The organism is Paraburkholderia sp. SUR17 (assembly GCF_029536165.1).
Classification (GTDB): domain Bacteria; phylum Pseudomonadota; class Gammaproteobacteria; order Burkholderiales; family Burkholderiaceae; genus Paraburkholderia; species Paraburkholderia kururiensis.
In genome coordinates this window covers 2,942,812-2,968,233 of the sequence record NZ_CP120508.1, presented here as the reverse complement: position 1 = coordinate 2,968,233, position 25,422 = coordinate 2,942,812, and the positions used below count along the sequence as shown (strand labels likewise).

The 25,422-nt window shown below is 66.0% G+C and carries 19 protein-coding genes and 1 other RNA gene; 8 read left to right on the top strand and 12 right to left on the bottom strand.

Annotation, left to right across the window (positions count from 1 at the left end; translation table 11 throughout):
• Window positions 1-550: 550 nt before the first annotated feature.
• Complete coding sequence (locus P2869_RS13100; protein WP_017774558.1) at window positions 551-1,057, bottom strand: disulfide bond formation protein B; 507 nt, start codon at window positions 1,055-1,057, stop codon at window positions 551-553.
• 138 nt (window positions 1,058-1,195) lie between these two features.
• Window positions 1,196-2,584 carry an amidase gene (locus P2869_RS13095; RefSeq protein ID WP_277596714.1) on the bottom strand — a complete coding sequence of 463 codons (1,389 nt, stop codon included), beginning with the start codon at window positions 2,582-2,584 and terminating at the stop codon, window positions 1,196-1,198.
• A gap of 222 nt (window positions 2,585-2,806) precedes the next feature.
• Here P2869_RS13095 and P2869_RS13090 point away from each other — a divergent pair, with 222 nt between their 5' ends.
• The 3 genes from P2869_RS13090 to P2869_RS13080 are packed head-to-tail and all read left to right on the top strand — an operon-like array spanning window position 2,807 to window position 6,066.
• Window positions 2,807-4,564, top strand: coding sequence for a cation:proton antiporter (locus P2869_RS13090; RefSeq protein ID WP_277596713.1), 1,758 nt, complete (start codon window positions 2,807-2,809; stop codon window positions 4,562-4,564).
• Window positions 4,561-4,719, top strand: coding sequence for a hypothetical protein (locus P2869_RS13085; protein ID WP_277596712.1), 159 nt, complete (start codon window positions 4,561-4,563; stop codon window positions 4,717-4,719). Before P2869_RS13090 ends, P2869_RS13085 begins: the two co-directional genes overlap by 4 nt.
• Before the next feature lie 9 nt (window positions 4,720-4,728).
• Window positions 4,729-6,066: a type 1 glutamine amidotransferase gene (locus tag P2869_RS13080; RefSeq protein ID WP_277596710.1), complete on the top strand. Its 1,338-nt coding sequence runs from the start codon at window positions 4,729-4,731 to the stop codon at window positions 6,064-6,066.
• A gap of 27 nt (window positions 6,067-6,093) precedes the next feature.
• Here P2869_RS13080 and P2869_RS13075 read toward each other — a convergent pair whose 3' ends face one another.
• Entirely contained in the window at window positions 6,094-6,657 is a 564-nt protein-coding gene (locus P2869_RS13075; protein WP_277596709.1) for a GNAT family N-acetyltransferase, read from the bottom strand.
• A 345-nt stretch (window positions 6,658-7,002) separates the two neighbouring features.
• On the opposite strand from P2869_RS13075, the gene P2869_RS13070 reads away from it, so the two are divergent.
• Window positions 7,003-8,298 (top strand): MFS transporter, encoded by a 1,296-nt coding sequence (locus tag P2869_RS13070; RefSeq protein ID WP_277596708.1) that lies wholly within the window; start codon window positions 7,003-7,005, stop codon window positions 8,296-8,298.
• Between the two features lie 204 nt (window positions 8,299-8,502).
• On the opposite strand, the gene P2869_RS13065 is transcribed toward P2869_RS13070, so the two are convergent.
• The gene (locus tag P2869_RS13065; RefSeq protein ID WP_277596707.1) at window positions 8,503-10,440 is read right to left on the bottom strand and encodes a tetratricopeptide repeat protein; all 1,938 of its coding nucleotides are present in this window, start codon (window positions 10,438-10,440) and stop codon (window positions 8,503-8,505) included.
• Window positions 10,441-10,640: 200 nt separating this feature from the next.
• On the opposite strand from P2869_RS13065, the gene P2869_RS13060 reads away from it, so the two are divergent.
• Window positions 10,641-12,431 (top strand): FAD-dependent monooxygenase, encoded by a 1,791-nt coding sequence (locus P2869_RS13060; RefSeq protein ID WP_277596706.1) that lies wholly within the window; start codon window positions 10,641-10,643, stop codon window positions 12,429-12,431.
• A gap of 39 nt (window positions 12,432-12,470) precedes the next feature.
• On the opposite strand, the gene P2869_RS13055 is transcribed toward P2869_RS13060, so the two are convergent.
• Genes P2869_RS13055 through P2869_RS13040 form a run of 4 tightly spaced genes read right to left on the bottom strand, consistent with a single transcriptional unit; the run spans window position 12,471 to window position 17,806 of the window.
• Complete coding sequence (locus P2869_RS13055; RefSeq protein ID WP_017774566.1) at window positions 12,471-12,704, bottom strand: formate dehydrogenase subunit delta; 234 nt, start codon at window positions 12,702-12,704, stop codon at window positions 12,471-12,473.
• Between the two features lie 4 nt (window positions 12,705-12,708).
• Window positions 12,709-15,690, bottom strand: coding sequence for a formate dehydrogenase subunit alpha (gene fdhF / locus P2869_RS13050; RefSeq protein WP_277596705.1), 2,982 nt, complete (start codon window positions 15,688-15,690; stop codon window positions 12,709-12,711).
• A 14-nt stretch (window positions 15,691-15,704) separates the two neighbouring features.
• Complete coding sequence (locus P2869_RS13045; RefSeq protein ID WP_277596704.1) at window positions 15,705-17,270, bottom strand: NADH-ubiquinone oxidoreductase-F iron-sulfur binding region domain-containing protein; 1,566 nt, start codon at window positions 17,268-17,270, stop codon at window positions 15,705-15,707.
• Window positions 17,267-17,806, bottom strand: a complete 540-nt coding sequence (locus tag P2869_RS13040; protein WP_277596703.1) for an NAD(P)H-dependent oxidoreductase subunit E — start codon at window positions 17,804-17,806, stop codon at window positions 17,267-17,269. Before P2869_RS13040 ends, P2869_RS13045 begins: the two co-directional genes overlap by 4 nt.
• Before the next feature lie 135 nt (window positions 17,807-17,941).
• Here P2869_RS13040 and P2869_RS13035 point away from each other — a divergent pair, with 135 nt between their 5' ends.
• Complete coding sequence (locus P2869_RS13035) at window positions 17,942-19,042, top strand: substrate-binding domain-containing protein (RefSeq protein ID WP_017774570.1); 1,101 nt, start codon at window positions 17,942-17,944, stop codon at window positions 19,040-19,042.
• Window positions 19,043-19,151: 109 nt separating this feature from the next.
• Window positions 19,152-19,415 (top strand): hypothetical protein, encoded by a 264-nt coding sequence (locus tag P2869_RS13030; RefSeq protein WP_017774571.1) that lies wholly within the window; start codon window positions 19,152-19,154, stop codon window positions 19,413-19,415.
• A gap of 77 nt (window positions 19,416-19,492) precedes the next feature.
• On the opposite strand, the gene ssrA is transcribed toward P2869_RS13030, so the two are convergent.
• The 4 genes from ssrA to ompA all read right to left on the bottom strand — a co-directional run bounded on the left by ssrA (window position 19,493) and on the right by ompA (window position 22,268).
• Window positions 19,493-19,849: a transfer-messenger RNA gene (gene ssrA / locus P2869_RS13025) on the bottom strand.
• 109 nt (window positions 19,850-19,958) lie between these two features.
• Window positions 19,959-20,672 (bottom strand): phosphoglycolate phosphatase, encoded by a 714-nt coding sequence (gph, locus tag P2869_RS13020; protein ID WP_277596702.1) that lies wholly within the window; start codon window positions 20,670-20,672, stop codon window positions 19,959-19,961.
• 32 nt (window positions 20,673-20,704) lie between these two features.
• Entirely contained in the window at window positions 20,705-21,403 is a 699-nt protein-coding gene (ubiG, locus tag P2869_RS13015) for a bifunctional 2-polyprenyl-6-hydroxyphenol methylase/3-demethylubiquinol 3-O-methyltransferase UbiG (RefSeq protein ID WP_017774573.1), read from the bottom strand.
• A 214-nt stretch (window positions 21,404-21,617) separates the two neighbouring features.
• Window positions 21,618-22,268, bottom strand: a complete 651-nt coding sequence (gene ompA / locus P2869_RS13010; RefSeq protein ID WP_026121386.1) for an outer membrane protein OmpA — start codon at window positions 22,266-22,268, stop codon at window positions 21,618-21,620.
• 500 nt (window positions 22,269-22,768) lie between these two features.
• On the opposite strand from ompA, the gene gyrA reads away from it, so the two are divergent.
• Window positions 22,769-25,411, top strand: coding sequence for a DNA gyrase subunit A (gene gyrA / locus P2869_RS13005; protein WP_277596701.1), 2,643 nt, complete (start codon window positions 22,769-22,771; stop codon window positions 25,409-25,411).
• The last annotated feature ends 11 nt before the right edge of the window (window positions 25,412-25,422 follow it).

The window sequence follows — 25,422 nt, the reverse complement described above, 5'->3', positions numbered from 1 at the left end:
GTGCGGGCGCGATACGGCTTCACACCGCGACGCGGCCACGATGCGCGTGACCGGGACGCGGTGCATTTCGTGGACCGCGCCACGAGGGAAGAAGCGGATGGTTTGCGTTGTCATGGTGAATCCAGGAGACATTGCGGATCGGGCGCGCGTTACGCATCGGGCTGCCGCAGCCGGCCTCGCGCACGTAGATCGCCATCCAGGTTCGAAGATAGCACTGCTCGCGGCCAGAAATATTTCCCGCGCATGATGAAGCCTATCAGCCGGCTGTCATGGCCCTCTTACGATCCGGCCACGGGGAAGAAGTTGCGCGGCGGCCGTGGGTCAAAGGGGCGCTGAGGCGCATGGCAGGCGCTGCTGCAGAGCAGATGGCCGGGCTAGCGGCCGCAGAGGCGCGAAGAAGCAACCGCGGATCCGGGCAGACGGCGCGAAACACGCGGTGCAAAGGCGCGAGGCAAACGTACCAGGCAAACGCACAACCCAGGAGCGGACACCGCGTAGACCAAGCGCCACCGCCGCGCTTCGCTGCGCCTAACGATTCAACCGCGCGGCTTCAGCGCCGGCCGCGATTGCCCCACAGGCTCAACACGAGCGATACGAACGCGAGAGCAAAGCCGACGAGCGCCCAGGCCGGCAGCGAGAGGCCGAGTATCGGCGGATACGGCGTTTCGCACAGGCCGGCCACCTTGAAGACGCCGGGCAGCCAGTGCGCGGGCGGCAGGCTGTCTACGAGCGGTTGCAGTGCGTCGAAGCCGCAGCTGAAGCCCGGATGAGCCTGCACATAGACATGGCGCACCGCGGTAATGATGCCGCCTAGCGCCGAGAGTGCCGCCAGCGCTTCGAGCACGCGCACGCCGCCCCAACTGCGAAAGCGCGCGCCAAGGAACGCGAAGACGGCGATCAGCAGGAAGAAGTAGCGCTGGATGATGCACAGCGGGCACGGGTCTTCGTTCTTGAAGTATTGCAGCCAGAGTGCGCCGCCCACGAGCGCAAGGCAGATGAAGCCGAGCAGGACCAGCAGGGAGCGCTCGCGGCGCAACAGGGCATCGTTGTAGTTCATATCGGGTCGTGTGGCGAATCGTGTGCGAATTGTGTGCGAATTGTGTGGATTAAGTCGGGCGAAGCGTTGCGCGATTCTAGCGCGAAGCGTGTGACGGTCGTCGCGGCGCCTCGCCGGTTCCGCGGCGCCGGTCCGGGTCTAGCGGATCGTGCTCAGCACCGCCTCCACGGCGCGGCCCGTGGCGAGCAGGGCGTCGTCCGCCCAGGGCGCGCCGGCGAGCATCAGCCCGACCGGCGCCGTGCCGCGCACGTGGCACGGCAGCGAGAGCGCGCAGGCGTCGAGGAAATTGAACGCGGACGGGTTGCGCAACACGAGCGCGTTGGTGCGGCCGAACGCGTCGTCGTCGTGTTCGAGGTCGGCCACGCGCGGCGGCGCGATGGGCACCGTGGGCGCCACGACCGCGTCGAAGCGCTGCCACAGCGTGGTTTGCGCCGCTTCGAGCATCGCGGCGCGTTCGGCCATGAGGTCGAGATAGTCGGCGGCCGTGGCCGGTTCGCCCTTCAGGATGCGAGCGAGCACACGCGGATCGTAAGCGTCGCGATGCTCGGCGAGCAGCGGACGGTGCCACGCGTAAGCCTCGATGGGCGAGAAGCCGAAGCGGTTGATCTCGGGCAGCCGGTCGAACGGCGCGAACCGCACCTCGCTCACGATGGCGCCCGCGGCTTCCAGGTGCTTGAGCGCCGTATCGAGCGTTGCGGCCACGGCAGGCTCCACGCCATCGGTCACGTAGTTCGTCAGTACGCCGAGCCGCAGTCCTTCAATGCTGCGTGCCCCCGGAACATGCGGCTCGAGTCCCGCGAGGATGCGGTCCACGAGTGCGCAGCACGCCACGGTCATGCCGATCGGCCCGAACGAATCCAGTGTGGTCGATAGCGGCACGCCGCCCTGTCTGGGAATGCGCGCGGCCGTGGGCTTGAAGCCGGTCAGGCCGCACAGCGCGGCGGGAATGCGGATGGAGCCGCCCGTGTCGGTGCCGAGCGCCACGGCGGCCATGCCGTCCGCGACCGACGCCGCCGCACCCGACGACGACCCGCCCGCCACCCGCTCGTCACCTTTCACGTTGCGCTGCCAGGGCGAGAGCGGATGCCCGTAATGCGGATTGAGCCCGAGCCCGGAGAACGCGAACTCGCTCATGTTGGTGCGTCCCACGATCACGGCGCCTGCGCGTTTGAGCCGTGCCACGGCGACCGCGTCGGTCGTGGCCGGTGCCGCGTTCGCGAGCGCGCGGGAACCGGCGCGCGTCACCTGGCCTTCGACGTCGAACAGGTCCTTCACCGACACGGGAATGCCCGCCAGCGGCGAGAGCATCGTACCGGCGGCGCGCAGGCGGTCGTGGGCGTCCGCGGCGGCGCGGGCGCTCGCGGCATCGACGTGAAGGAACACGGTGGAACCCTGGCCCGCCGGGTCGGCGATGCGTTCGAGCGCGCTCTCGACGAGCGCGCGGCTCGTGGTGCGGCCCGCGGCGAGGTCGGCGGCCAGCTGGGCAAGCGGCGGGAAGGGGAGGGATGCGTCGGAGTGGGTCGTCATGGTCGTGCGGCGTGCAGGTGGTGGGGCTCGCTTCGCTTTGAGTGCTGAGGCGCTCGGGCGGCGTGGGCGTGGACGTGGGCCACATTCTAGGGCCTGTCCGTGCCGGCGACCGGCTTGCGCTCACCGCCAGAAGGGTCGGGCGCCGTGCCGCTCACGGTTGGGCGGCTTTCCCGCGTGCGGTACCATCGCACTTCACATTACTGTCTGTAAGGAATCGTCTTCATGCACCACGGCATCGGCTTCATTCAGGACCTGGCGGTCGTGATGGTGCTCGCAGGTATCGTCACCGTGCTGTTCCATCGCCTGAGGCAGCCGGTGGTGCTCGGGTACATCGCGGCCGGCGTGATCATCGGCCCGTACACGCCGCCGTTCCAGCTGATTCACGACGAACAGACCATCCAGACGCTCGGTGAGCTTGGCGTGGTGTTCCTGATGTTCTCGCTCGGCCTCGAATTCAGCCTGCGCAAGCTCTTTCGTGTGGGCGCGACGGCCGTGGTGGCCGCGCTCTCCGAAATCGTGCTGATGCTGTGGATCGGCTTCGAGATTGGCCGCGCGTTCGGCTGGAGTCCGATGGACTCGCTCTTTCTGGGCGCCATTCTTGCCATTTCGTCCACGACGATCATCGTCAAGGCGCTCTCCGAACTCGGCCTCAAGCGTGAAAGCTTCGCGCAGCTCGTGTTCGGCATTCTGATCGTCGAGGACATTCTCGGCATCGCGATGCTCGTGCTGCTTTCGGGCATCGCTCAGACGGGGCAGCTTTCGGCGGGCATCGCCTTCGTCACGCTCGGCAAGCTGCTGCTCTTCATGACCGTTTCGCTCGTGGCGGGCATTCTCGTTGTGCCGCGCGCGCTCGCCTACGTGGCGCGCACGGGTAGCGACGAGATGCTGCTGGTCGCCGTGCTCGGCTTCTGCTTCGGCTTTTGCCTGCTCGTCGTGAAGCTCGACTACAGCATCGCGCTGGGTGCCTTTCTGATCGGCGCGATCATGGCCGAGTCACGCCATCTGCATCGCATCGAGCATCTCATCGCGCCGCTGCGCGACGCGTTTTCGGCCATCTTCTTCGTGACCATCGGGCTGATGCTCAATCCGCTGGTGCTCGTGGACTACGCGCTGCCCATCGCGACGATCACGGCGGCCGTGATTCTCGGCAAGCTGGTGTCGTGCGGACTCGGCACTTTTCTCGCGGGCAAGGACGGCCGCACGGCGATGCGCGTGGGCATGACCGTTTCGCAGATCGGCGAGTTCTCGTTCATCATCGCCTCGCTCGGGCTCACGCTGAAGGTGACGAGCGCGTTCCTTTACCCCGTGGCGGTATCGGTCTCCGCGCTCACGACGCTCACCACGCCTTATCTGATCCGCGTGGCCGACCCGCTCTCGCGGCGTGTGGCGAATGCGATGCCGCCTACGCTCGCGAACGTCTTCGACCTGTACGGCCAGTGGTTGCGCAGTCTGCGGCCGGCCAGCGGCGAGCCGACGGTGCTCGGCATGACGGGGCCGATCGCCGTACAGATCGCCGTGAATCTCGCGCTCGTCGCCGCGATCTTTCTTGGCGTGTCGTACAGCGCGCCCTGGACGAGCGGCTTGCTCGCCAACTGGCTCGGCGAGGAGTCGATGCGGCGCGTGGTGCTCTGGAGCGGGGCGCTCGTGCTCTCCATGCCGTTTCTCGTCGCGGTGTGGCGCAAGGCGACGTCGCTTGCGATGCTGCTCGCCGAGGTGAGCGTGCAGCCGGCCACGGCGGGGCGCTTCACGGGGGCGATCCGGCAGACGATTGCGCAACTCGTGCCGGTGGTGTCGATGATCGGGGTGTTCCTGCTGGTGGCGGCGTTCTCGGGCGCCATCCTGCCGCCTGTCGGGCTGCTCACAGCGGTGCTTGTCTGCGCGGCGCTCTTGATGGCGGTGCTCTGGCGCTGGTGCGTGAAGATTCACGCGAGCATGCAGATCGCCTTCAAGGAAACGCTCAACGAGCAGCCGGACCCGTGAAGTTCGCGATGCGGCCGGCGCGGCAGAAGGGGCACGACGAAATGGACACGCCGAAGGGCCGCGAAGATGGGGCACGAAGGGCCGGTTTGCCGCACGGCGACGTGCTGGCGGATAATCGCGCTATGTCCACCCGTTTGCGTGCGGCGCGCGCCTGACCCGAAGTCATGAGCGAAAACAATCCTCCTCCCACCGGTCTTGCCGGTTCCCCTTCCGCTTTTTCCACCGAACTTCCTGGTGTGTCCAACATGGCGAACACGCCAACTGCGGCCGCCGCGCGTCCAACGCCGCCAGAAGAGGCGCCGGGCAAGGACGCCTCCGCGGCGGAGCGTGCGTCCACCGATGCCCCCTCCAGTGCCTCGACCGTAACGACCACGGAGCAGAAAGCGCCGCAAAGCGCGGCGGAGCGGGCCACCGCCCAGGCGGAAGCGGCTGCGGCACAAGCTGCACAGGCCGAAGCCGCGCGGGCGTCGTCGTCTTCCGCCGATGCTGCTGCCTCGGCCTCATCGTCTCCATCCAGCCAGGCATCCGGCTCACGGCCCGGCACCGCGCCGGCCGGTTTCGGCCAGGCGCCCGACTTCACCGCGCAGAATCCGCCGCCGCCTGGCGCCTTGCCGCCCGGCGCGCCGCGCTACCTGCACCAGAACGATTCGGCGTGGTCGGTGTTCGGGCGCATCATCGCGGCCCGCGCGCGGCAGATTTTCGACCGCGCCGGGCAGCGCATCACGCAGCGCACGCTGCGCATTGGCGTGTCGGCGCGCATCTTCCACCCCGAGCCGGGGGCGGTCGGCCTGCGCGGCAAGACGCTGCAGTATCTGGAGGAATCCATCGCGCACTGGGTGATGTCGCGTGACGTGCTGGTGTTCATGATCCCGACGGTCGGTCATCAGGGCATGTTGCACCCGAGCAACATCCGCCTGCGCGACTACGCGAAGCATCTCGACGGGCTGCTGTTGCAGGGCGGTGCGGACGTCTCGCCGCAAACCTATGCCGACGGCGCCGCGCGGCCCGAATGGCCCGGCGACCGCGTGCGCGACATGTACGAACTGGAGCTGCTGCACGAATTCGTCGAGTCGGGCAAGCCGGTGCTGGGCGTGTGCCGCGGCTGCCAGCTGATCAACGTCGCGTTCGGCGGCACGCTCTACCAGGACATCGCGACGGACGTGCCGACCGCGGGCGTCCACGTGAGCGAGCATTACGACCAGCATCGCCACGCCATCCATTTTCCGGAGGGCTCCACGCTCTCGCACATGTTCCCGGGCCGGCGCGAGGCTATCGTCAACTCGATTCACCATCAGGCCGTGAAGACGCTGGGCCGCGACCTGAACGTGGAGGCGGTCTCGGCGGGCGATGGCCTGATCGAAGCCGTGCGCTACCGGCGCGCGCCGTTCGTGGTGGGCGTGCAGTGGCACCCCGAATTTCACCGCGCGGGCGGACCGGAACTGCTCGACTGCACGCCGCTGCTCGATACCTTCCTGCGCGTGGCGCGCGAAACGCGGTTCTAGCGCCTCGCCTCGCTGTGGCGGCTGCGCTCAGCCCTGCGCGTGGAGCCGGTAGACGTAACGCAGCGCGGTGATGTCGATGCCGCCCATCTTGTCCGGTTCGGCGCCCGAGTATTGCCAGCCCTGGCTTTCGTAAAACGCGATGGCCGGGGCATTTCCTTCCAGCACGTATAGGTAGAGCTGCGTCTCGCCCTGTTCGCGTGCCCAGTCTTTGGCTGCGCGCATCATCAGCTTGCCGGCGCCCATGCCTTGCCATGCCGGCATCGCGTGAAGGTTGTCGAGCAGCACGCCCCATGGCGAGCCGATCTGCCGCTCCACGCACATGAAGCCCACCGGTTCGTGCGGCGCGCGCTCGGCGATCTGCACGAGCCGCCGCTCTTCGCCCGGCGCTTCGAGCCGCGCGCGCCAATAGGCCGCACGGTCATTGCTCACTTCGGTATCGAGGAACGTGTCGGGCAGCAGCCCGCGATAGGTGGCCTGCCAGCTCGCCGCATGCATGGCGGCGATGAGCGGGGCGTCGGCGGGTGTCGCGGTACGCAGGGACAACGTGAGCGGGGTCAGCGGGGCAGGCGTGGCGGAGCGGTCGGCGTGCATCGGGCTGCATCGAAAACGGAGGGGAGGGTAGAGTGTACTGCCACCTTCCGTCGCCTTCTGCCGCGTTTGTGGCGGGCGGCGTACGCGAAAGGTAGGCAGGGCGCGGCGACTCGCCTCATGGTGCCAGGCGGCGCGTGGTTCGACGAGGCGCAGCGGGATGCTCACTGGATCAGGTTTAACCCTGATATCGACGCCTCGACGAGCCGCGCATAATGGCCCGCCCCAGCGCGATAAGGGTAGACCCTATCAGGGATATCCCGAGGCGCCCCGCTCCGGCGCGGCGCCCCCCGTCGTCAACTCAGAGCCGTGCGGCCGTGCCGCGCGGCGCGCTATTCAGAGAGTGTCATGTCTACTGCGTCCCACGCATCGCCCAACGAGTCGAAAGCCCGGACTGTGTTCCGCGTCGTCAGCGGCAACTTCCTGGAAATGTACGACTTCATGGTCTACGGCTATTACGCATCGGCGATTGCCAAGACCTATTTCCCGAGCGGCAACGCCTTCGCTTCGCTCATGCTGTCGCTCTCCGTGTTCGGCGCCGGCTTTCTGATGCGACCCATCGGCGCCATCGTGCTCGGCGCCTACATCGACCATCACGGCCGCCGCAAGGGCCTCATTCTCACGCTCGCGCTGATGGCGCTCGGCACGCTCACCGTGGCCGCGATTCCAGGCTACGCCACGATCGGCGCGCTCGCGCCCGTGCTCGTGCTCGCGGGACGCCTGCTGCAGGGCTTCTCGGCCGGTGTCGAGCTGGGCGGCGTCTCGGTGTATCTCTCGGAGATCGCGACCAAGGGCAACAAGGGCTTCTATACGTCGTGGCAGTCGGGCAGCCAGCAGGTGGCGGTGGTGTTCGCCGCGCTGATCGGCGTGTTCCTGAACCGCCTGCTGCCCGCCGAGGAAATGACAGCCTGGGGCTGGCGCGTGCCGTTCCTGATCGGCTGCCTGATCGTGCCGTTCCTGTTCCTGATTCGCCGCTCGCTCAAGGAAACCGATGAGTTCCTCGCGAAAAAGCATCGTCCGTCGATGAGCGAGATCCTGAAGTCGATGGCGCAGAACTGGGGCGTCGTGCTGGCGGGCATGGGCATGGTGATCATGACCACCGTGTCGTTCTACATGATTACGGCCTACACGCCGACCTTCGGCAAGGAAGTGCTCAAGCTCTCCGCCATCGACACGCTCGTCGTGACGGTCTGCATCGGTCTGTCGAACCTGATCTGGCTGCCGCTTTCGGGCGCACTGTCGGACCGTATCGGGCGGCGTCCCGTGCTGATCGCCTTCACGGTTCTCACGATTCTCACGGCGTACCCGGCGGTGCAGTGGCTCGTGGCCGATCCGTCGTTCGGCCGCCTGCTCGCGGTCGAAATGTGGCTCTCGTTCCTGTACGGCAGCTACAACGGCGCGATGGTGGTGGCGCTCACCGAGGTGATGCCGTCCGACGTGCGCACCGCGGGTTTTTCGCTCGCGTACAGCCTTGCGACGACCATTGGCGGCTTCACGCCCGCCATCTCGACGCTGCTCATTCACGTGAGCGGCAACAAGGCGGCGCCCGGCGCATGGATGGGCGTGGCCGCGATCTGCGGGCTCATCGCGACGCTCGTGCTCTATCGCACGCCCGAAGCGCGCAATCAGTACAAGACGGCATGAACGCTGTGGCGGCCCGCTGCGCCGTGGATGTTCAGGCGCGGTGACGAAGGCTGCGACGCGGCGTAGCGGTGAAAGCCGCGAGGGTTAAAGCCGCGAGCCCTCAAAGCAACAGCCCCGCACTCGATTCGCGAGTGCGGGGCTGTTGTGTTTTTATGGCTTGCTGCACGGGCCGTTCAGGGCTAATCGGGCGATGAAGCCGAACTGCTAACCGTGTCGCAGCGCCGCAGCCACCCGCTCCACCACGCTCGCCCAATCTCCCGGCTGCGGCTGACGAACGAGCGTGGCCGCCGGATACCAGGGGCTTTCGTCTGTGCCCGTGAACCAGCGCCAGTCGGCGGCGAACGGCAGCATCACCCAGAGCCGTTTGCCGAGCGCGCCGGCCAGGTGCGCAATCGACGTGTCGATGGTGACCACGGCATCGAGCCGTTCGATGATCGTGGCCGTATCCGCGAAGTCCGCAATGCGATGACCGATACGGTGGATCGTGCCGGCGCGCGGATGGGCGTCGAGCGAGGCCTGTTCCGCGGCGCTGAGGTCGGGCTGCAGCACGAGCCAGTCGATGCCCGGAAGCGCGAAGAGCGGCTCCAGCGCGGCGAGCGGCATCGTGCGGTTCTCGTGCTTCTGGATACGCCCCGACCACGCGAGCCCGATCTTGCGCTTCGCCTGGCCGCCGAGCGAGCCGCGCCACTTGCGCCGGTACGCGGCTGGCGCCGCGAGGTAGGGCGTGCGTGAAGGAATCGTGTCGAACGTCATGCCGAGCGCGAGCGGCAAGCTGAGCAGCGGACAGTGCAGGTCGGCCGCCGGACGCGGGCCGCATTGCGAGCCATTGGTGCTTTGAGCGACGAGCGTGATGCGCCAGGCTTCGGCCGCGGGCGCGATCAGCGGCATCAGTTCCGGCTGCACTTCGAGCACGATGCGCCCCACGCGCTGGGCCACAAGCGGAATGAAGCGCACGAACTGCAGCGTATCGCCGAAACCCTGCTCGGCCTGGATCAGCAGCGTGCGTCCCGCAGCCGGCTCGCCTTGCCAGCGCGGCAGCGCCGGTGTACGGGGCGTGCGGGGCGATGGCGTGAGCGCTGCGGCATCTGCCGCGCCGGTTGCCGTCGGGTCGACGGCGAATGCGCTGTGCGCGAGCGCATCGAGCCGCCATTCGTACTCGGGCAGGCCGCGTGCGAAGTCGCGCAGCGTAAGCCACGTGAGCGCGCGATTCAGGTGGGCGGCGGCGAGATCGGGGCGCAGGCGCAGCGCTTCGTCGAACGCGCGCAAGGCAGCGGCGTGCCGACCAAGCGCATGGTGTGCTGTACCGAGCGCGAGCCACGCGAGCGCGAATTTCGGATCGTGACCGATGGCGCGCTCGAAGCGGGCTACCGCTTCCTCGTGCCGACCCAACCCGGCAAGCGCATTGCCGAGCGCGAAGAGCGCAGGGGGCAGGTACGGTTGCTGCGCAAGAACGGTCTCGAAGGCGTCGATAGCCTCTTCGTGACGGCCGAGCGCGTCGAGCGTATTGCCCAGGTTGAACTGGGCGGCGGTGAATTGCGGCTCGACCGCGAGCGCCTCGCGAAAGTGCTGCAAGGCTTCGTCGGTGCGGCCCAGCGCGTTGAGCGCCATGCCGAGATTGTTGTGCGCGCCGGCATGCCGGGGCCGCAACGCGAGCGTGCGTTCGAACGCCTCGATGGCTTCTTCGTGGCGGCCGAGCGCATGCAGCGCATTGCCGAGATTGTTGCTGGCGGAGGCATCGCCGGGCTGCAGCCGCAGCGCGCGATCGAACGCGTGCGCCGCGTCTTCGTGGCGGCCCAGCGCAGCGTAGGCGTTGCCGAGGTTGTAGTGGGCGAGCGCGAAAGTGGGCGCGAGCGTGAGGGCGTTGCGAAAGCGCTCGATCGCGCGATCGATCTGCCCCATCGCCTTGAGCGCGTTGCCCAGGTTCAGTTGCAGCGCAGCGTCTTCGGGGCGCAGGTCCACGGCGCGGCCCACGAGATCCGCGGCCTCGGCGTGCTGCCCCTGCTGGTGACGCAGCACGCCGAGCAGGTGCAGCGCATCGACGTGCACGGGGTTGGCGTCGAGCGTCGCGCGGTAGCCGCGCTCGGCATCGTCGAGCCGGCCGTCGCGGTGGGCCGCGTAGGCGCGGGCAAAAACCTGTTCCATGACGGTCGGGGAAGGCCTGCAAAAACAAAACGCCGCATTTTCCCACATTCGCCGCGGCGTTCTACGGGCCCCGAATTTGATGCGCTGCGATTTCATGTACCGCCAGAGGGTAGCCGCGAACGTGTCACGCGAAGTTGTGAACGACAGCGAAATGGGGCGGCGTACACTAACCGGCATGTCGACCTTCGGAGGTTCGATGCATGGCTGCCGTTTCTGACCTGCAGCCGGTGCTCGTCGTCGGCGCCGGCCCGACGGGGCTCGCCGCTGCGATGAGCCTTGCGCGCGCGCACATTCCCGTGCGTCTGATCGACCGCGCGCCCGAGCCCGCCCGGCATTCCCGCGCCATCGGCATTCAGGCCCGCACGCTCGAACTCTTCGAGCAGCATCGCGTGGTCGAGCCGTTTCTCGAACTCGGTCATCGCGCTCGGGTGGCCAACCTCTACTCGAACGGGCAGCGCCGCGCGCGGCTCGATTTCGATCCGCTGCAAACCCGCTATCCGTATCTGCTCTTTCTGGACCAGACAGTGACGGAACGCATTCTCGCCGCGCATCTGGAATCGTTCGGCGTGAAGGTGGAGCGCGGCGTGGAACTCGTGGAGTTCTCGCAGGGGTCGGCCGGCGTGCACGCCACGTTGCGGCGCACCGACGGCCATACCGAAACACTGCGCCCTTCGTATCTCGTCGCCGCGGACGGCGCGCACAGCACGATTCGCCATCGGCTCGGCATGAGCTTCGTGGGCAAGGCTTTCGAGCAGACTTTCCTGCTCGCCGACGTGAGCGCCGAAACGGAATGGCCCGACGACGAGTTCCATCTCTTCGCGTCGGGCGAAGGTCTGGTCGGCCTGTTTCCGCTCGGCAAGGGCTGGTACCGGCTGATTGCCGATCACACGCCGGCGGGGATGCCGGCTGCGAAGGGCGAGGAAGCGGATGCCAGCGGGCACGTGCCGGATGGCGGGGCCGCGGCTGCGCCCTCTCTCGACGAGTGCCGGGCCGTGGTCGAACGGCGCGTGCATCACGTGGTGATGCTCTCCGAACTCTCGTGGTCTTCGAACTTCCATGTGAACAGCCGCATGGTCGAGCAACTGCGCGTGAACCGCGTGTTTCTTGCCGGCGACGCCGCGCATGTGCACAGTCCGGCCGGTGCGCAGGGCATGAACACGGGCATCCAGGAGGCGTTCAATCTGGGCTGGAAGATTGCGCGCGTGCTCGCGCACGGCGCGCCGGACCGGTTGCTCGATACCTATCACATGGAACGGCATCCGATCGAGCTCGACGTGCTGCGGCAGACAAGCTTCGTCACGCAGTTGGTCGGCGCGGAGCACGGGCCGCTCAAGTTGCTGCGCGAGCGCGTGATGCCGCTGCTTGCTGCGTTCGGCCCGCTGCGCGACGCGGCGCGCGCCACGGTCAGCGAGCTTGCGATCCAGTACCGGCGCAGCCCGCTCACGCTGGAACGCGTGCTGGACGGCGGACCGCGAGCCGGAGAACGGGCGCCCGACGCGCTCGTTCACGTCGTTGACGGGCCGCTAGGCAAGGCGCCCGGCAAGGGCTGCATTTTCGACCTGCACGATCCCGGCTGCTTTTCGCTGTTCGTGCTCGTGGAACGGGAGGCGGAAGCAGCGGAAGCGGCGGATGCGCTGGACGTGGCCACAGAGTCTGCGCCGGCAGTTACGGCCATGAACGAGCGCCTCACGCTCGCCGCAGCGAACGGTGGCGATGGCGACAAAGACGACCTCACGCGCCTCGTCTCCGCCGTGGAAGGGCTGCTCGGCGACGCCGTGCGCATCTGGCGCGTGACGGACACCGAAGGCGAGGGCGCGGCGCCCCTCGTGGAGTCGTATGGCCGCACGCGGCCGGCGTTCTACCTCGTGCGGCCCGACGGCTATATCGCAGCGCGCGGCCGCCCCGCGTCGGACCTCAATGCGCTGCTGCGCCACTGCGAGGCCTGGTTTGCGCGCGGCGCGGACGAGACCGGCGCCGCGGCGCAGGGCTGATCTTGCGACAGCCGACCACGGTCGGCCGACCGCAACCCTTTAGGCCGCAACGGGCGTCAACTGCTCGCGATACTTCGTGAGCGCGTTGCTCACGATCTCCGACATGCCGGGCGTGCCGGCGTCGAAAGCTGCATACAACGCGCGCCGCATGCGCGGCTCCCAGAAGCGGCGGATGTGATCGGCAACGCTGGCCGTGGCTTCTTCCCGGTCCGGCATCGATTCGAAGAAACTGCCGATCTGGTTCGCCATCTCGATCAGGTGGTGTTGATCCATTGCGTCACTTCCCTGCGGTCACGGATTCGGTCGCACCGGCCGCGCTTCGCTGCCGCAACAGTTCGAGCTGCTCGGCGTTGAAGCGCGAGTAGTCGCGCTGCCACTGCGACGGCTGCTGCACGAGGTTCACCTGCACCGCGGTCACCTTGTACTCGGGGCAGTTGGTGGCCCAGTCGGAGCTGTCCGTCGTGATGACGTTCGCGCCCGACTCGGGGAAGTGGAACGTGGTGTACACCACGCCCGGCTGCACGCGGTCCGTCACCTTCGCGCGCAGCACGGTCTGCCCCGCGCGCGATTCGATGCCCACCCAGTCGCCGTGACGAATGCCGCGCTCCTCGGCGTCGTGCGGATGGATCTCGAGGCGATCTTCCTCGTGCCAGCGCGAGTTCTCGGTTCGACGGGTCTGCGCGCCCACGTTGTATTGCGTGAGGATGCGGCCCGTGGTGAGCAGCAGCGGATACTTGCGCGTGACCTTTTCCGGCGAGGCGATGAACTTCGTGATGACGAAGCGGCCCTTGCCGCGCACGAACGTATCGACGTGCATGGTCGGCGTGCCTTCGGGCGCTTCCTCGTTGCACGGCCACTGGATGCTGCCGAACTGGTCGAGCTTCGCGTACGAGACGCCGTGGAAGGTGGGCGTAAGTGCCGCGATCTCGTCCATGATCTCGGACGGGCTCGCGTAGTCCATCTCGTAGCCGAGCGCCCGCGAGAGCAGCAGCGTCACTTCCCAGTCCGCGTAGCCCGCGAGCGGCGGCATCACTTTGCGCACGGGCGAGATGCGGCGCTCGGCGTTGGTGAACGTACCGTCCTTTTCGAGGAACGACGAACCCGGCAGGAACACGTGCGCGTACTTGGCCGTCTCGTTGAGGAAGATGTCCTGCACGACGATGCATTCCATCGACGAAAGCGCCGCCGCCACGTGCTGCGTGTTCGGGTCCGACTGCACGATGTCTTCGCCCTGGCAGTAGAGGCCCTTGAAGCTGCCGTCCAGTGCCGCGTCGAACATGTTCGGAATGCGCAGGCCAGGTTCGGGCTGCAGCGTGACGTTCCAGGCGTCCTCGAACAGCGCGCGCACCTTTTCGTCGCTGATATGGCGATAGCCCGGCAGTTCGTGCGGGAACGAGCCCATGTCGCACGAGCCCTGCACGTTGTTCTGGCCGCGCAGCGGATTCACGCCCACGCCTTCGCGGCCGATGTTGCCGGTGGCCATCGCGAGGTTCGCAATGCCCATCACCATCGTGGAGCCTTGCGCGTGTTCGGTCACGCCGAGGCCGTAGTAAATGGCCGAGCGTCCCGCGGGCATGCCGGGCGCGCTGCCGCCGCGCGCGTAGAGGCGCGCCGCTTCGCGTACCTGTTCGGCGGGCACGCCGGTGACGTCGGCGGTGGCTTCCGGCGAGTTTTCCGGCAGCGCGACGAACGCGCGCCATTGTTCGAACGCACGCGGCTCGCAGCGCTCGGCCACGAACGCTTCGTTGAGCAACCCTTCCGTCACGATCACGTGCGCGAGCGCATTGACGATGGCGACGTTGGTGCCGGGACGCAGTTGCAGGTGATACGAAGCCTGCACGTGCGGCGTATCGACGATGTCGATGCGGCGCGGGTCGATCACGACCAGCTTCGCGCCTTCACGTACGCGGCGCTTCAGGCGCGAGCCGAACACGGGGTGACCGTCGGTGGGATTCGCGCCGATCACGACGATCACGTCCGCGTGCTCCACCGAAGCGAAGGTCTGCGTGCCCGCCGATTCGCCCAGCGTCGTCTTCAGGCCATAGCCCGTCGGCGAGTGGCACACGCGTGCGCAGGTATCCACATTGTTGTTGCCGAAGGCCGCGCGCACGAGCTTCTGCACGAGGTACGTTTCCTCGTTCGTGCAACGCGACGACGTGATGCCGCCAATGGAGTCGCGGCCGTGCTTGTCCTGAATTCGGCGGAACTCGGAAGCCGCGTAGCGGATCGCTTCGTCCCAGCTGACTTCGCGCCACGGGTCCGTGATCTTTGCGCGGATCATCGGCTTCGTGATGCGGTCCTTGTGCGTGGCGTAGCCCCAGGCGAAGCGGCCCTTCACGCAGGCGTGGCCCTCGTTGGCCTCGCCGTTCTTGTACGGCACCATCCGCACGACCTGCGAGCCTTTCATCTCGGCCTTGAACGAGCAGCCCACGCCGCAATACGCGCAAGTCGTGATGACCGAATGCTCGCCCTGACCCAGCAGCGTCACGCTCTTTTCCTGCAGCGTTGCGGTGGGGCATGCGGCCACGCACGCACCGCACGACACGCATTCGGAGTCCATGAACGGCTGGCTTTCGCTTGCTGCCACACGCGACTCGAAACCGCGGCCGGCGATGGTGAGCGCGAACGTGCCTTGCGTCTCTTCGCACGCGCGCACGCAGCGGTTACAGACGATGCACTTCGACGGGTCGTAGGTGAAGTACGGGTTCGATTCGTCTTTCGTGTCGCGCAGGTGATTCGCGCCGTCGAAGCCATAGCGCACTTCGCGCAGGCCCGTCACGCCCGCCATGTCCTGCAGCTCGCAGTCACCGTTCGCAGGGCACGTGAGGCAGTCGAGCGGGTGATCGGAGATGTACAGCTCCATCACGTTGCGGCGCAGCTTTTGCAGGCGGTCGCTTTGCGTGCGCACCTTCATGCCTGCTTCGACAGGCGTCGTGCACGAGGCCGGATAACCGCGCCGGCCTTCGATTTCCACGAGACACAGGCGGCACGAGCCGAACGGTTCGAGCGAATCGGTGGCGCAGAGCTTCGGCACGTTGACACCCGCCTCGATCGACGCGCGCATCACCGACGTGCCTGCCGGCACCGTGACGCTCTTGCCGTCGATTTCGAGCGTCACGTCCACGTCGGCGTGACGCAGCGGCGTGCCGTAGTCGGTGTCGTCGAACGGATTGCGGGCGGCGCGTTGCTGCGCCTGCGACTTGCAGCTGCAGTTGCCTGAACCGCAACCACCCGTGCTGGAATTGAGCGCGTCTGACATCCTTGTCTCCATCGTCAGGCCGCCGCCGCAGCAGGACGCTGCGACGCGGTGTCGAGACCGAAATCTTCGGGGAAATGCTCGAGTGCGGAGATCACCGGATACGGCGTCATGCCGCCCATGGCGCACAGCGAGCCGGACACCATCGTGTCGCAGAGGTCGCGCAGCAGTTCGACCTGCTTCGGCGAGCGATCGCCGTTGCGAATGCGCGCAATGACCTCGACGCCGCGCGTGGAACCGATGCGGCACGGCGTGCACTTGCCGCACGATTCGATGGCGCAGAAGTGCATGGCGTATTGTGCGAGTTCGGCGAGGTTCGACGTGTCGTCGTGCACGACGAGGCCGCCGTGACCCACCACCGCACCTACGGCCGCGTAGGCTTCATAGTCGACCGGAATGTCCCACTGGCTCTCGGGCAGATAGGTGCCGAGCGGGCCGCCCACCTGTACGGCGCGTGCGGGCCGGCCGCTTGCCGTGCCGCCGCCGTAGTCGTAGAGCAGCTCGCGCAGCGTCACGCCGAATGCGAGTTCGACGAGTCCGCCCTGGCGCACGTTGCCGGCCAGCTGGAACGGCAACGTGCCGCGCGAGCGGCCCATGCCGTAGTCGCGGTACGCCGCGGCCCCGCGCGCGAAGATGATGGGCACGGTGGCGAGCGTGATGACGTTGTTGATCACCGTCGGCTTGCCGAACAGGCCCGCGAGCGCGGGCAGCGGCGGCTTGGCGCGTACGATGCCGCGCTTGCCTTCGAGCGATTCGAGCAGCGCGGTTTCCTCGCCGCACACATAGGAGCCGGCGCCCTTGGCGACATACAGATCGAAACGCCGGCCGCTGCCGAGCACGTTGTCCCCCAGCCAACCGGCATCGCGCGCCTTTTCGATGGCGGTTTCGAGCGCGGCGATGGAATGCGGATACTCGCTGCGCACGTAGATGTAGCCGATCGTCGCGCCCGCCACGATGCCCGCAATGGTCATGCCTTCGATCAGCACGAACGGGTCGCTTTCCATGACGAGGCGGTCGGAGAAGGTGCCCGAGTCGCCTTCGTCGGCGTTACAGACCACGTACTTCTGGTCGGCTTGGGCGCCGAGCACCGTGCGCCATTTGATGCCGGCCGGGAAGGCGGCGCCGCCGCGTCCGCGCAGGCCCGATTCGATGAGCGCTTCGCAGGCATCCGCGGGCGTCATGGCAATGGCGTGACGCAGACCGTCGAGGCCGCCATGGGCCACGTAGTCTTCCGGCGAGAGCGGGTCTGTAATGCCGATGCGGGCGAACGTGAGCCGCTGCTGGCGCTTCAGATACGGAATCTCGTCGACGATGCCCACGTGGCGCGCGTGCTCGCTACCTTCCAGAAAGCCCGCGTCGAACAGCGAGCCGACGTCGCTTTCCTCGACGTTCGAGTAGCCCACGCGACCGCGCGGCGTTTCCACTTCCACGAGCGGTTCGAGATAGAGCAGGCCGCGCGATCCGTTGCGCACCAGCTCTACGGCGACGCCGCGGGCCGCGGCTTCGCGGACGATCGCGGCGGCAACGGCATCGGCGCCCAGTGCGAGTGCCGACGAGTCGCGGGGAACGTAGACGCGCGTCATGCCGGCTCCTTCGTGTGGGTTTTCGTCTCGCTCCTCGCTTCGCCCTTCGCCTCGCGTTCAGCCGCTTCAGTGGCGGCGGCGAGGAGCGTATCGAATTTCTGCGGCGTGACTTTGGCGTGGAGCATGCCGTTCACGGTCATCGCAGGAGACAGCGCGCATTGGCCGAGGCAATAGACCGATTCGAGCGCGACCGTGCCGTTGTGCCCCGCGTCGTGGCCCTGATCGAAACGGCAACCGGTGCGTGCCTCGATGTGCTGCGCGAGCGCTTCCGTCCCCATGCTGCGGCACGCCTCGGCACGGCACAGCTGCACGGTGACCGGCGCGGCAGGCGAGGTACGGAAGTGGTGATAGTAGGTCAGGACGCCGTGCACTTCGGCGCGCGACAGGTTCAGCGCGCGCGCAAGCGGTGTGACCACGGCGGGCGGCACGAAGCCGGCTTCGTCCTGAATGGCGTGCAGCACGGCCACGAGCGACCGGCCAGGCTGCGCATGGCGCCGGACGAGATCGTCGGGCGCGAGGGAGGGTGTCTCGTCCAAAGTGGGGCTCCTCGGAAAGTCATATATGCACTTGCCCTTCATAAGGCGCGCACGTATGCTTTCTTATCTCATAAACGTTTAGCCGAACAATAGGCCGCTGCCATGACTTGCGCAATAGGAAACCGGATTGCATAAATGATCCAGATAAAGTGCCATGCCGAGCTGGTGGTGCGCGACGTAGACGGCCGCGAAGCGAGCCTCACCGACGTGGTGCCGTTGCTCGCGCTCGTCGATGAAACGGGGAGCATCGCGCAGGCGGCGGAACGGCGGGGGCTCTCGTATCGCCACGCCTGGGGTTTGCTGCGCGCGCTCGAGGAGCGTCTGGGCGGCGCCCTGATCGCGAAGGAGCGTGGTCGCGGCTCGCAACTCTCGGCGCTCGGCGAGGCGGTATTGCGGGCGCAGCGGCTGTGCGTGGAGCGACTGGACGGGAATATGCAGGCGCTCGCGAGCGAAGTGGCAAGCGACCTGAACCGCTGGCTCTCGCCGCCGTCGCTGAACGTGCGCATCTACGCTTCGCACGGCTATGCGGTGGCGGCGCTCGTGACGGCACTCGTCGCGTCGGATTTGCCGGTTGATATCAAGTACCGCGACAGCGCCGACGCGATTGCCGCCCTCGCGCGCGGCGAGTGCGATCTGGCCGGCTTTCACCTGCCGCGCGGCGAGTTTCGCGACGCGTGCGCCGCGGTTTACCGGCGTTGGCTCGATCCAGACCGCCACGTGTTGATTCATCTGACGCGCCGCAAGCAGGGCCTCTTTCTCGCACGAGGTAATCCGAAGCGGATCGGGTCGCTGCGCGATCTGTCCCGCGACGACATTCGCTTCGTCAACCGGCAGCCCGGCTCGGGCACGCGCATGCTGCTCGATCTCGCGCTCACGCGCATCGGTATCGATCCGGAACGCGTGAACGGCTACGCGTCGGCGGAACTCACGCATTCGGCCATTGCGGCGTTTGTCGCGAGCGGCATGGCGGATGTTGGCTTTGGCGTCGAGCCGGCCGCGCATCATTTCGGACTCGACTTCATTCCCGTGGTGGACGAGGACTATTACTTCGCCTGCGAGCGCGCGCGCCTCGCGCGCGAGCCGCTCGCCGCCGTGGTCGCTTTGCTGCGCAGCGAAGCGTTTCATGCCAGCGTGGCCGGATTGCAGGGCTACGACCCGCGCGCATGCGGCACCGTGGTGGGCCTGGAAGAAGGGCTCGCGGTGGCCTCCGCCGATGATTCCGGTAAGACGCAGTAACGCGAGGCGAGAGGCGGCGCGACGCAAGCACGCTGCAACAGGCCGTCGTTTTTGCGATACTTTGCGCTACGTTTTGCTTTCTGCCGCGCGACCGCCGCGCCCATCCGACATGAAATTTCTGCTCAACGCATGCGTGGCCGCCGCGACGGCCGGTACGCTCTTCGCCACCGTTTCGATTGCCTTTGCCCAGAACTCGCCTGGTGTGCCGGGCGGCATCCTGCAGGACGAGTTTCGTTTGCAGGAGCATCCGCAGATGCAATTCGCGGCATCGGCGCCCTCGAAGAAATACCAGAAAGGCGCGCCCTCGAAGATGCGTCGTCGCGGTGACGATGGCGATCCGAATGGCTGCAACCTGCAGTGTCCGCAGGATTGAAGAGGCAACAAAAAACCCCGAGGGTGTTTAGCCGTCGGGGTTTTTTGCTATCCGTGTCCGGATGCTCGAAGGTGTCTTGGTGGAGCCGGCGGGAATCGAACCCGCGTCCGCAAGTAGTCCACAACCAGTTCTACATACTTAGTTCAGTCATTTGATTTAACCGCACCGACGCGGACGAACACGCTTCGTTACGGCGAGTCACTTGATTTTCGGCCCCGGCGCCGTGACATCGCTGAGGATTATCTGACGTGAATGACCTCGCTGGTCTTGCGACCCTGACCCGTCAGCGAGTCAGTGCGAGGTTGGCGGGGTTAAGCCGCCAATGCGTACGTTTCGTCGTTCGCAGTTACTTAAGTCCCATTGATTTACGAGGTGACGGGTCCTCGGTATGCCCTGAGCTGCTTCATTACCCACGTCGAAACCAGGTCGGCCCCAAGTGGAACAAGCATTATCCCATAGAAGCGGATGTGGGGCTAACTGACCGGGTTTCAAGAGGTGGGGTTTCAAGAGGTCGCTTCGAAGAAGCGACTGAAGAGACGCCATTCAGCTGATGTCGCGCAGGAGCAGACGCAGCTCGGCCGTGGATTCGACGACGTGCTGCGCATGCCAGTGAGAGGGCGGCAGGTCGTCGCCACAATAGCCGTAGGCCGCCGCGACGGTAACCATGCCGGCCGCAAACCCTGCCTGGACATCCCGCAGATCGTCGCCGACATAGACGACGCGCTCCGGCTCCATGTCGAGCGCCTTCGCGGCATGGAGCAGCGGGGCGGGATGCGGTTTGGAGTGCGGTGTGGTGTCGCCGCTGACCACGCAGCTCGCGCGTTCTTCGAGACCGAGCAGCGCAACAAGCGGTTCGGTGAGCCGTGTGACCTTGTTCGTCACGATGCCCCAGCGCACGCCGCGCGCATCCAGCTCGTCGAGCACCGTATCGATGCCCGGGAAGAGCGTCGTTTCGATGCACAGGTCGGCCTCGTAGTTGGCGAGGAATTCTTCGCGCAAAGTGGCGTAATCGTGATGATCGGGCCCGATGCCAAACGCGCCGCCGATTAGACCGCGTGCACCCGCCGACGCAAGCGGCCGCAGCTTGTCGAGCGGCACCATTTCCAGGCCGCGTTCGTGTCGCATGCGGTTCACAGCAGCAGCGAGGTCAGGCGCCGTGTCGGCAAGGGTGCCGTCCAGATCGAACAGCACAGCCTGACAGAGACGGATGGAGGCGTCGTCGTTTTCGCGCTGGGGCAGGGGCGTCGGGTCGCTCATGAACGTGGTTTTGGCGTGCGAACGGTGGAGGCTCAGGCCTCGCGCCGGCAGGCGAGCAGGTAGTTGACGCTGGTATCGTCCGACAGCGCGAAATGCTTGCTGATCGGGTGGTAGACAATGCCTTTGATGTCGGCCGTGTTCAGCCTGGCGGCGCGCACGAAGCCGGCGAGTTCGGACGGACGGATGAAGCGCGCGTAGTCGTGCGTGCCCCGCGGCAGCATGCGGGCGATGTATTCGGCGCCGACCACGGCAAGCAGATACGACTTCACGTTGCGGTTGAGCGTGGAGAAGAACACCCAGCCGCCTGGTTTGACGAGCGCTGCGCAGGCCGCGACGATCGCCGCCGGCTCCGGCACGTGCTCGAGCATTTCCATGCAGGTCACGACGTCGTACGAGGCCGGCTCGCGGGCCGCAAGCGATTCGGCGGCAATCTCCTCGTATTCGACCGTGACGCCGCTTTCCAGGCTATGCAGATCGGCGACGCCGAGTGCCTCGTGGGAAAGGTCGATGCCCTTGACGTTCGCGCCAAGCCCGGCCATGGATTCGGACAGGATGCCGCCGCCGCAGCCAATGTCGAGCACGCGCTTGCCTGCAAGATGCGCGTGCGCGTCGATCCAGTCGAGCCGCACCGGATTCAGCTCGTGCAGCGGCTTGAACTCGGCATTCGGGTCCCACCAACGATGCGCGAGATCGCTGAATTTCTGCAGTTCGTGGGGATCGGCGTTGGTCATGGGTCGGACGGCCTTGATTGGGGCGCGCGGAGCGGGGAACGGGGATAAACCCGGAGTATATAGGCGGCGTGCCATGGCGGCAAAATGCGGCACTTCCTGATTGCGCGCGGTCAGCTGTCGCGCGGGCGACGCAGGACGGAGCCACTTTGGGCGAGCGCCAGACGAAAAAAAGCCCCGCCGAAGCGGGGCTTTGGATGCTGCGGTAACTTGCTGCTTACTGCTTCGAAGTACCGACAACTTCGACTTCCACGCGACGATCCGGTGCGAGGCAGGCGATGAGTTGCTTGCGGTTCTTCTGGTTGCAGCCCGTCGTGACCGGGTTACGCTTGCCCTTGCCTTCCGTGTAGATACGGTTGGCGTCGATGCCCTTGCTGACCAGGTATGCCTTCACAGCCTGAGCGCGGCGCAGCGACAGACGGTCGTTGTACTTGTCCGAACCGATGCGGTCCGTGTAGCCCGTTGCAACGACCACTTCGAGGTTCAGGCCCTGGATCTTCGATGCGAGCTCGTCAAGCTTTTGCTTGCCGGCCGGCTTCAGGACAGCCTTGTCGAAGTCGAACAGCGTGTCGGCTTGATACGTGATCTTCTGGCTCGTGATGGGAGCCGGTGCCGGCGGTTGAGCGACCGGCGGTTGCGGTGCCTGGGCGACCAGTGCGCCGTCGCACTTTGCGTTAGCCGTTGCCGGCGTCCAGAACGCATCGCGCCAGCAAAGCTCGTTCGTGCCGTTCATCCACACGTATTCGCCGGTGCCGTTCACCCAGTTGTCATTCGTGGCTTGTCGCGACGCCGGCACGGACTGTGCCGAAGCGGATGCAGCCATAACTGCGGTAGCTGCAATGAACGCGAGCTTTGAAAGTTTATTCATATTTCTCCTCTCGAAATTGAGATTACCGCAGGTTTACTGCGAGCCTGATGACGAAGACAAGTCATACATTGCTCGAAGTATAACATCGGTGCGTTGTGAGCGACGCTTTGTATAGACTTCGAGCAGCGTCTGACTTTGTGCGTTGGCATTTTGCCATATCGTTCCCGTCCGACGATAAAAAAAGCCGCCCCTCCTGGCAGCCCGGTTCCAATTGTGGTGCATGCGCAACAAAAGGCCGCCCGGCGTGGGTTTGCGGCCGCATAGCCGACCGAGTGCCATTGGCGGCGTGTCCCGTTGGTCCCTTCGGTGGTCTTTTTGACGCAGCTTCGAGGCGTCGGCCCGGTCTCCCTCTAATAGGTATACGTAGGCGCGGGGCGGGAGTTGCCGCGTGGTAGAATCGCGTGATGCCCGGCGCCCTGCCACCGCTTTGCTTTAGCCAGCAAAGCACGTGTGCGAAGGAGGGTGCGGCACCCGAGCAAGTACGCACAAGACACGGATAAATGGATCAATTCGCCAAAGAGACCCTGCCCATCTCCCTCGAGGAGGAAATGCGTCGCTCGTATCTCGATTACGCGATGAGCGTGATCGTGGGGCGTGCGCTTCCGGACGTCCGCGATGGCCTGAAGCCCGTTCACAGGCGCGTTCTCTACGCCATGCACGAACTCAACAACGACTGGAACCGCGCCTACAAGAAGTCGGCGCGTATCGTCGGCGACGTCATCGGTAAGTACCATCCTCACGGCGACACGGCGGTCTACGACACGATCGTGCGGATGGCGCAAGACTTCTCGCTGCGTTACATGCTCGTGGATGGTCAGGGCAACTTCGGCTCCGTGGACGGCGACAACGCCGCCGCCATGCGGTACACCGAAATCCGCATGGCCAAGATCGGCCATGAACTGCTCGCCGACATCGACAAAGAAACGGTCGACTTCGGGCCCAACTACGACGGCAGCGAAAGCGAGCCGCTGATCCTGCCGGCCCGCATCCCGAATCTGCTGATCAATGGTTCGTCGGGCATTGCGGTCGGCATGGCGACGAACATCCCGCCGCACAATCTGAATGAGGTCGTCGATGCGTGCCAGCACCTGCTGAAGCACCCCGAGGCGACGATCGACGAATTGATCGAGATTGTCCCCGCCCCCGATTTTCCGACGGCCGGCATCATCTACGGCGTCGCCGGTGTGCGTGACGGCTATCGCACGGGCCGCGGCCGCGTCGTGATGCGCGCGACGACCCACTTCGAGGAAATCGATCGCGGCCAGCGCATGGCGATCATCGTTGATGAGCTGCCGTACCAGGTCAACAAGCGTTCGCTGCTCGAGCGCATCGCGGAACTGGTCAACGAGAAGAAGCTGGAAGGCATCTCGGACATCCGCGACGAATCCGACAAGAGCGGCATGCGCGTCGTGATCGAGCTCAAGCGCGGCGAAGTGCCCGAGGTCATCCTCAACAATCTGTACAAGGCCACGCAGCTGCAGGACACCTTCGGCATGAACATGGTTGCGCTCGTCGACAACCAGCCGAAGCTGCTGAACCTCAAGGAAATGCTCGAGTACTTCCTCGCCCACCGGCGCGAAGTGCTCACCCGGCGCACCATCTACGAACTGCGCAAGGCGCGCGAGCGTGGCCATGTGCTGGAAGGTCTCGCTGTTGCGCTCGCCAATATCGACGAGTTCATCGCGATCATCAAGGCGGCGCCTACTCCGCCTATTGCCAAGCAGGAATTGATGGCGCGGTCGTGGGACTCGTCCCTCGTGCGCGAGATGCTGACGCGCGCAGAGTCCGAGAACGCCACCGCCGGCGGCCGCGACGCGTACCGTCCGGAAGGCTTAAGCCCGGCGTTCGGCATGCAGGGCGACGGACTTTACCGTCTGTCGGATACGCAGGCGCAGGAAATCCTGCAAATGCGGCTGCAGCGCCTCACGGGTCTCGAGCAGGACAAGATCATTGGCGAGTATCGCGAAGTCATGACGCAGATCGCCGACCTGCTGGACATCCTGGCCCGGCCGGAGCGTGTAACGTCTATCATCTCCGACGAACTCGCGGCGATCAAAACCGAATTCGGCGACAAGCGTCGCTCGAAGATCGAGATAAACGCCACGGAGCTCAACACCGAAGACCTCATCACGCCGCAGGACATGGTCGTAACGATGTCGCACACGGGCTACGTGAAATCGCAGCCGTTGTCGGAATATCGAGCCCAGAAGCGGGGCGGTCGCGGCAAGCAGGCCACCTCGATGAAGGAAGACGACTGGATCGACACGTTGTTCATCGCCAACACGCACGATCACATTCTGTGCTTCTCGAACCGCGGCCGCGTTTACTGGGTGAAGGTCTACGAGGTGCCGCAAGGCTCGCGCAACTCGCGCGGTCGCCCCATCGTGAACATGTTCCCGCTGCAGGAAGGCGAGAAGATCACGGTCGTGCTGCCCGTGAAGGAATTTTCGGCCGACAAGTACGTTTTCATGGGAACGGCGCTCGGCACGGTCAAGAAGACGCCGCTCGAGGCTTTCAGCAGACCATTGCGCAAGGGTATTATTGCGGTCGGTCTGGACGACGGTGATTACCTGATCGGCGCGGCCATCACCGATGGCCAGCACGACGTGATGCTGTTCTCCGACTCCGGCAAGGCGGTTCGCTTCGACGAAAACGACGTGCGCCCCATGGGGCGCGAAGCGCGCGGTGTGCGCGGCATGCAACTCGAAGACGGCCAGCAGGTAATCGCCATGCTGGTGGCCGGCGACGAGCGGCAATCGGTGCTAACGGCCACGGAAAACGGTTTCGGCAAACGCACGCCGATTACGGAATACACGCGTCACGGCCGCGGCACGAAGGGCATGATCGCGATCCAGACGTCGGAGCGCAACGGCAAGGTGGTCGCCGCGACCCTCGTAGACCCGGAATCGGAAATCATGCTGATTACGACGACGGGCGTGCTGATTCGCACGCGCGTGTCGGAAGTCCGTGAAATGGGACGCGCAACGCAAGGTGTTACACTCATCAGCCTTGACGAAGGAACGAAGCTTTCGGGTCTGCAACACATTGCAGAGGCGGAGGCCGAAGCTGAAGGAGACGCCGACGCGTCGGCTGCCGACGGTGGCGAAGCGGCTGACCCGGGTGAAGACGGCGCGGAGAATTAACACCGCGCCCG

Bases quoted from the DNA above. Each gene is read 5' to 3' on its own strand.
- P2869_RS13100 (WP_017774558.1), bottom strand. From the start codon at position 1,057: ATGAACTACAACGATGCCCTGTTGCGCCGCGAGCGCTCCCTGCTGGTC.
- P2869_RS13095 (WP_277596714.1), bottom strand. From the start codon at position 2,584: ATGACGACCCACTCCGACGCATCCCTCCCCTTCCCGCCGCTTGCCCAG.
- P2869_RS13090 (WP_277596713.1), top strand. From the start codon at position 2,807: ATGCACCACGGCATCGGCTTCATTCAGGACCTGGCGGTCGTGATGGTG.
- P2869_RS13080 (WP_277596710.1), top strand. From the start codon at position 4,729: ATGAGCGAAAACAATCCTCCTCCCACCGGTCTTGCCGGTTCCCCTTCC.
- P2869_RS13075 (WP_277596709.1), bottom strand. From the start codon at position 6,657: ATGCACGCCGACCGCTCCGCCACGCCTGCCCCGCTGACCCCGCTCACG.
- P2869_RS13070 (WP_277596708.1), top strand. From the start codon at position 7,003: ATGTCTACTGCGTCCCACGCATCGCCCAACGAGTCGAAAGCCCGGACT.
- P2869_RS13065 (WP_277596707.1), bottom strand. From the start codon at position 10,440: ATGGAACAGGTTTTTGCCCGCGCCTACGCGGCCCACCGCGACGGCCGG.
- P2869_RS13060 (WP_277596706.1), top strand. From the start codon at position 10,641: ATGGCTGCCGTTTCTGACCTGCAGCCGGTGCTCGTCGTCGGCGCCGGC.
- P2869_RS13055 (WP_017774566.1), bottom strand. From the start codon at position 12,704: ATGGATCAACACCACCTGATCGAGATGGCGAACCAGATCGGCAGTTTC.
- fdhF (WP_277596705.1), bottom strand. From the start codon at position 15,690: ATGTCAGACGCGCTCAATTCCAGCACGGGTGGTTGCGGTTCAGGCAAC.
- P2869_RS13045 (WP_277596704.1), bottom strand. From the start codon at position 17,270: ATGACGCGCGTCTACGTTCCCCGCGACTCGTCGGCACTCGCACTGGGC.
- P2869_RS13035 (WP_017774570.1), top strand. From the start codon at position 17,942: ATGATCCAGATAAAGTGCCATGCCGAGCTGGTGGTGCGCGACGTAGAC.
- P2869_RS13030 (WP_017774571.1), top strand. From the start codon at position 19,152: ATGAAATTTCTGCTCAACGCATGCGTGGCCGCCGCGACGGCCGGTACG.
- gph (WP_277596702.1), bottom strand. From the start codon at position 20,672: ATGAGCGACCCGACGCCCCTGCCCCAGCGCGAAAACGACGACGCCTCC.
- ubiG (WP_017774573.1), bottom strand. From the start codon at position 21,403: ATGACCAACGCCGATCCCCACGAACTGCAGAAATTCAGCGATCTCGCG.
- ompA (WP_026121386.1), bottom strand. From the start codon at position 22,268: ATGAATAAACTTTCAAAGCTCGCGTTCATTGCAGCTACCGCAGTTATG.
- gyrA (WP_277596701.1), top strand. From the start codon at position 22,769: ATGGATCAATTCGCCAAAGAGACCCTGCCCATCTCCCTCGAGGAGGAA.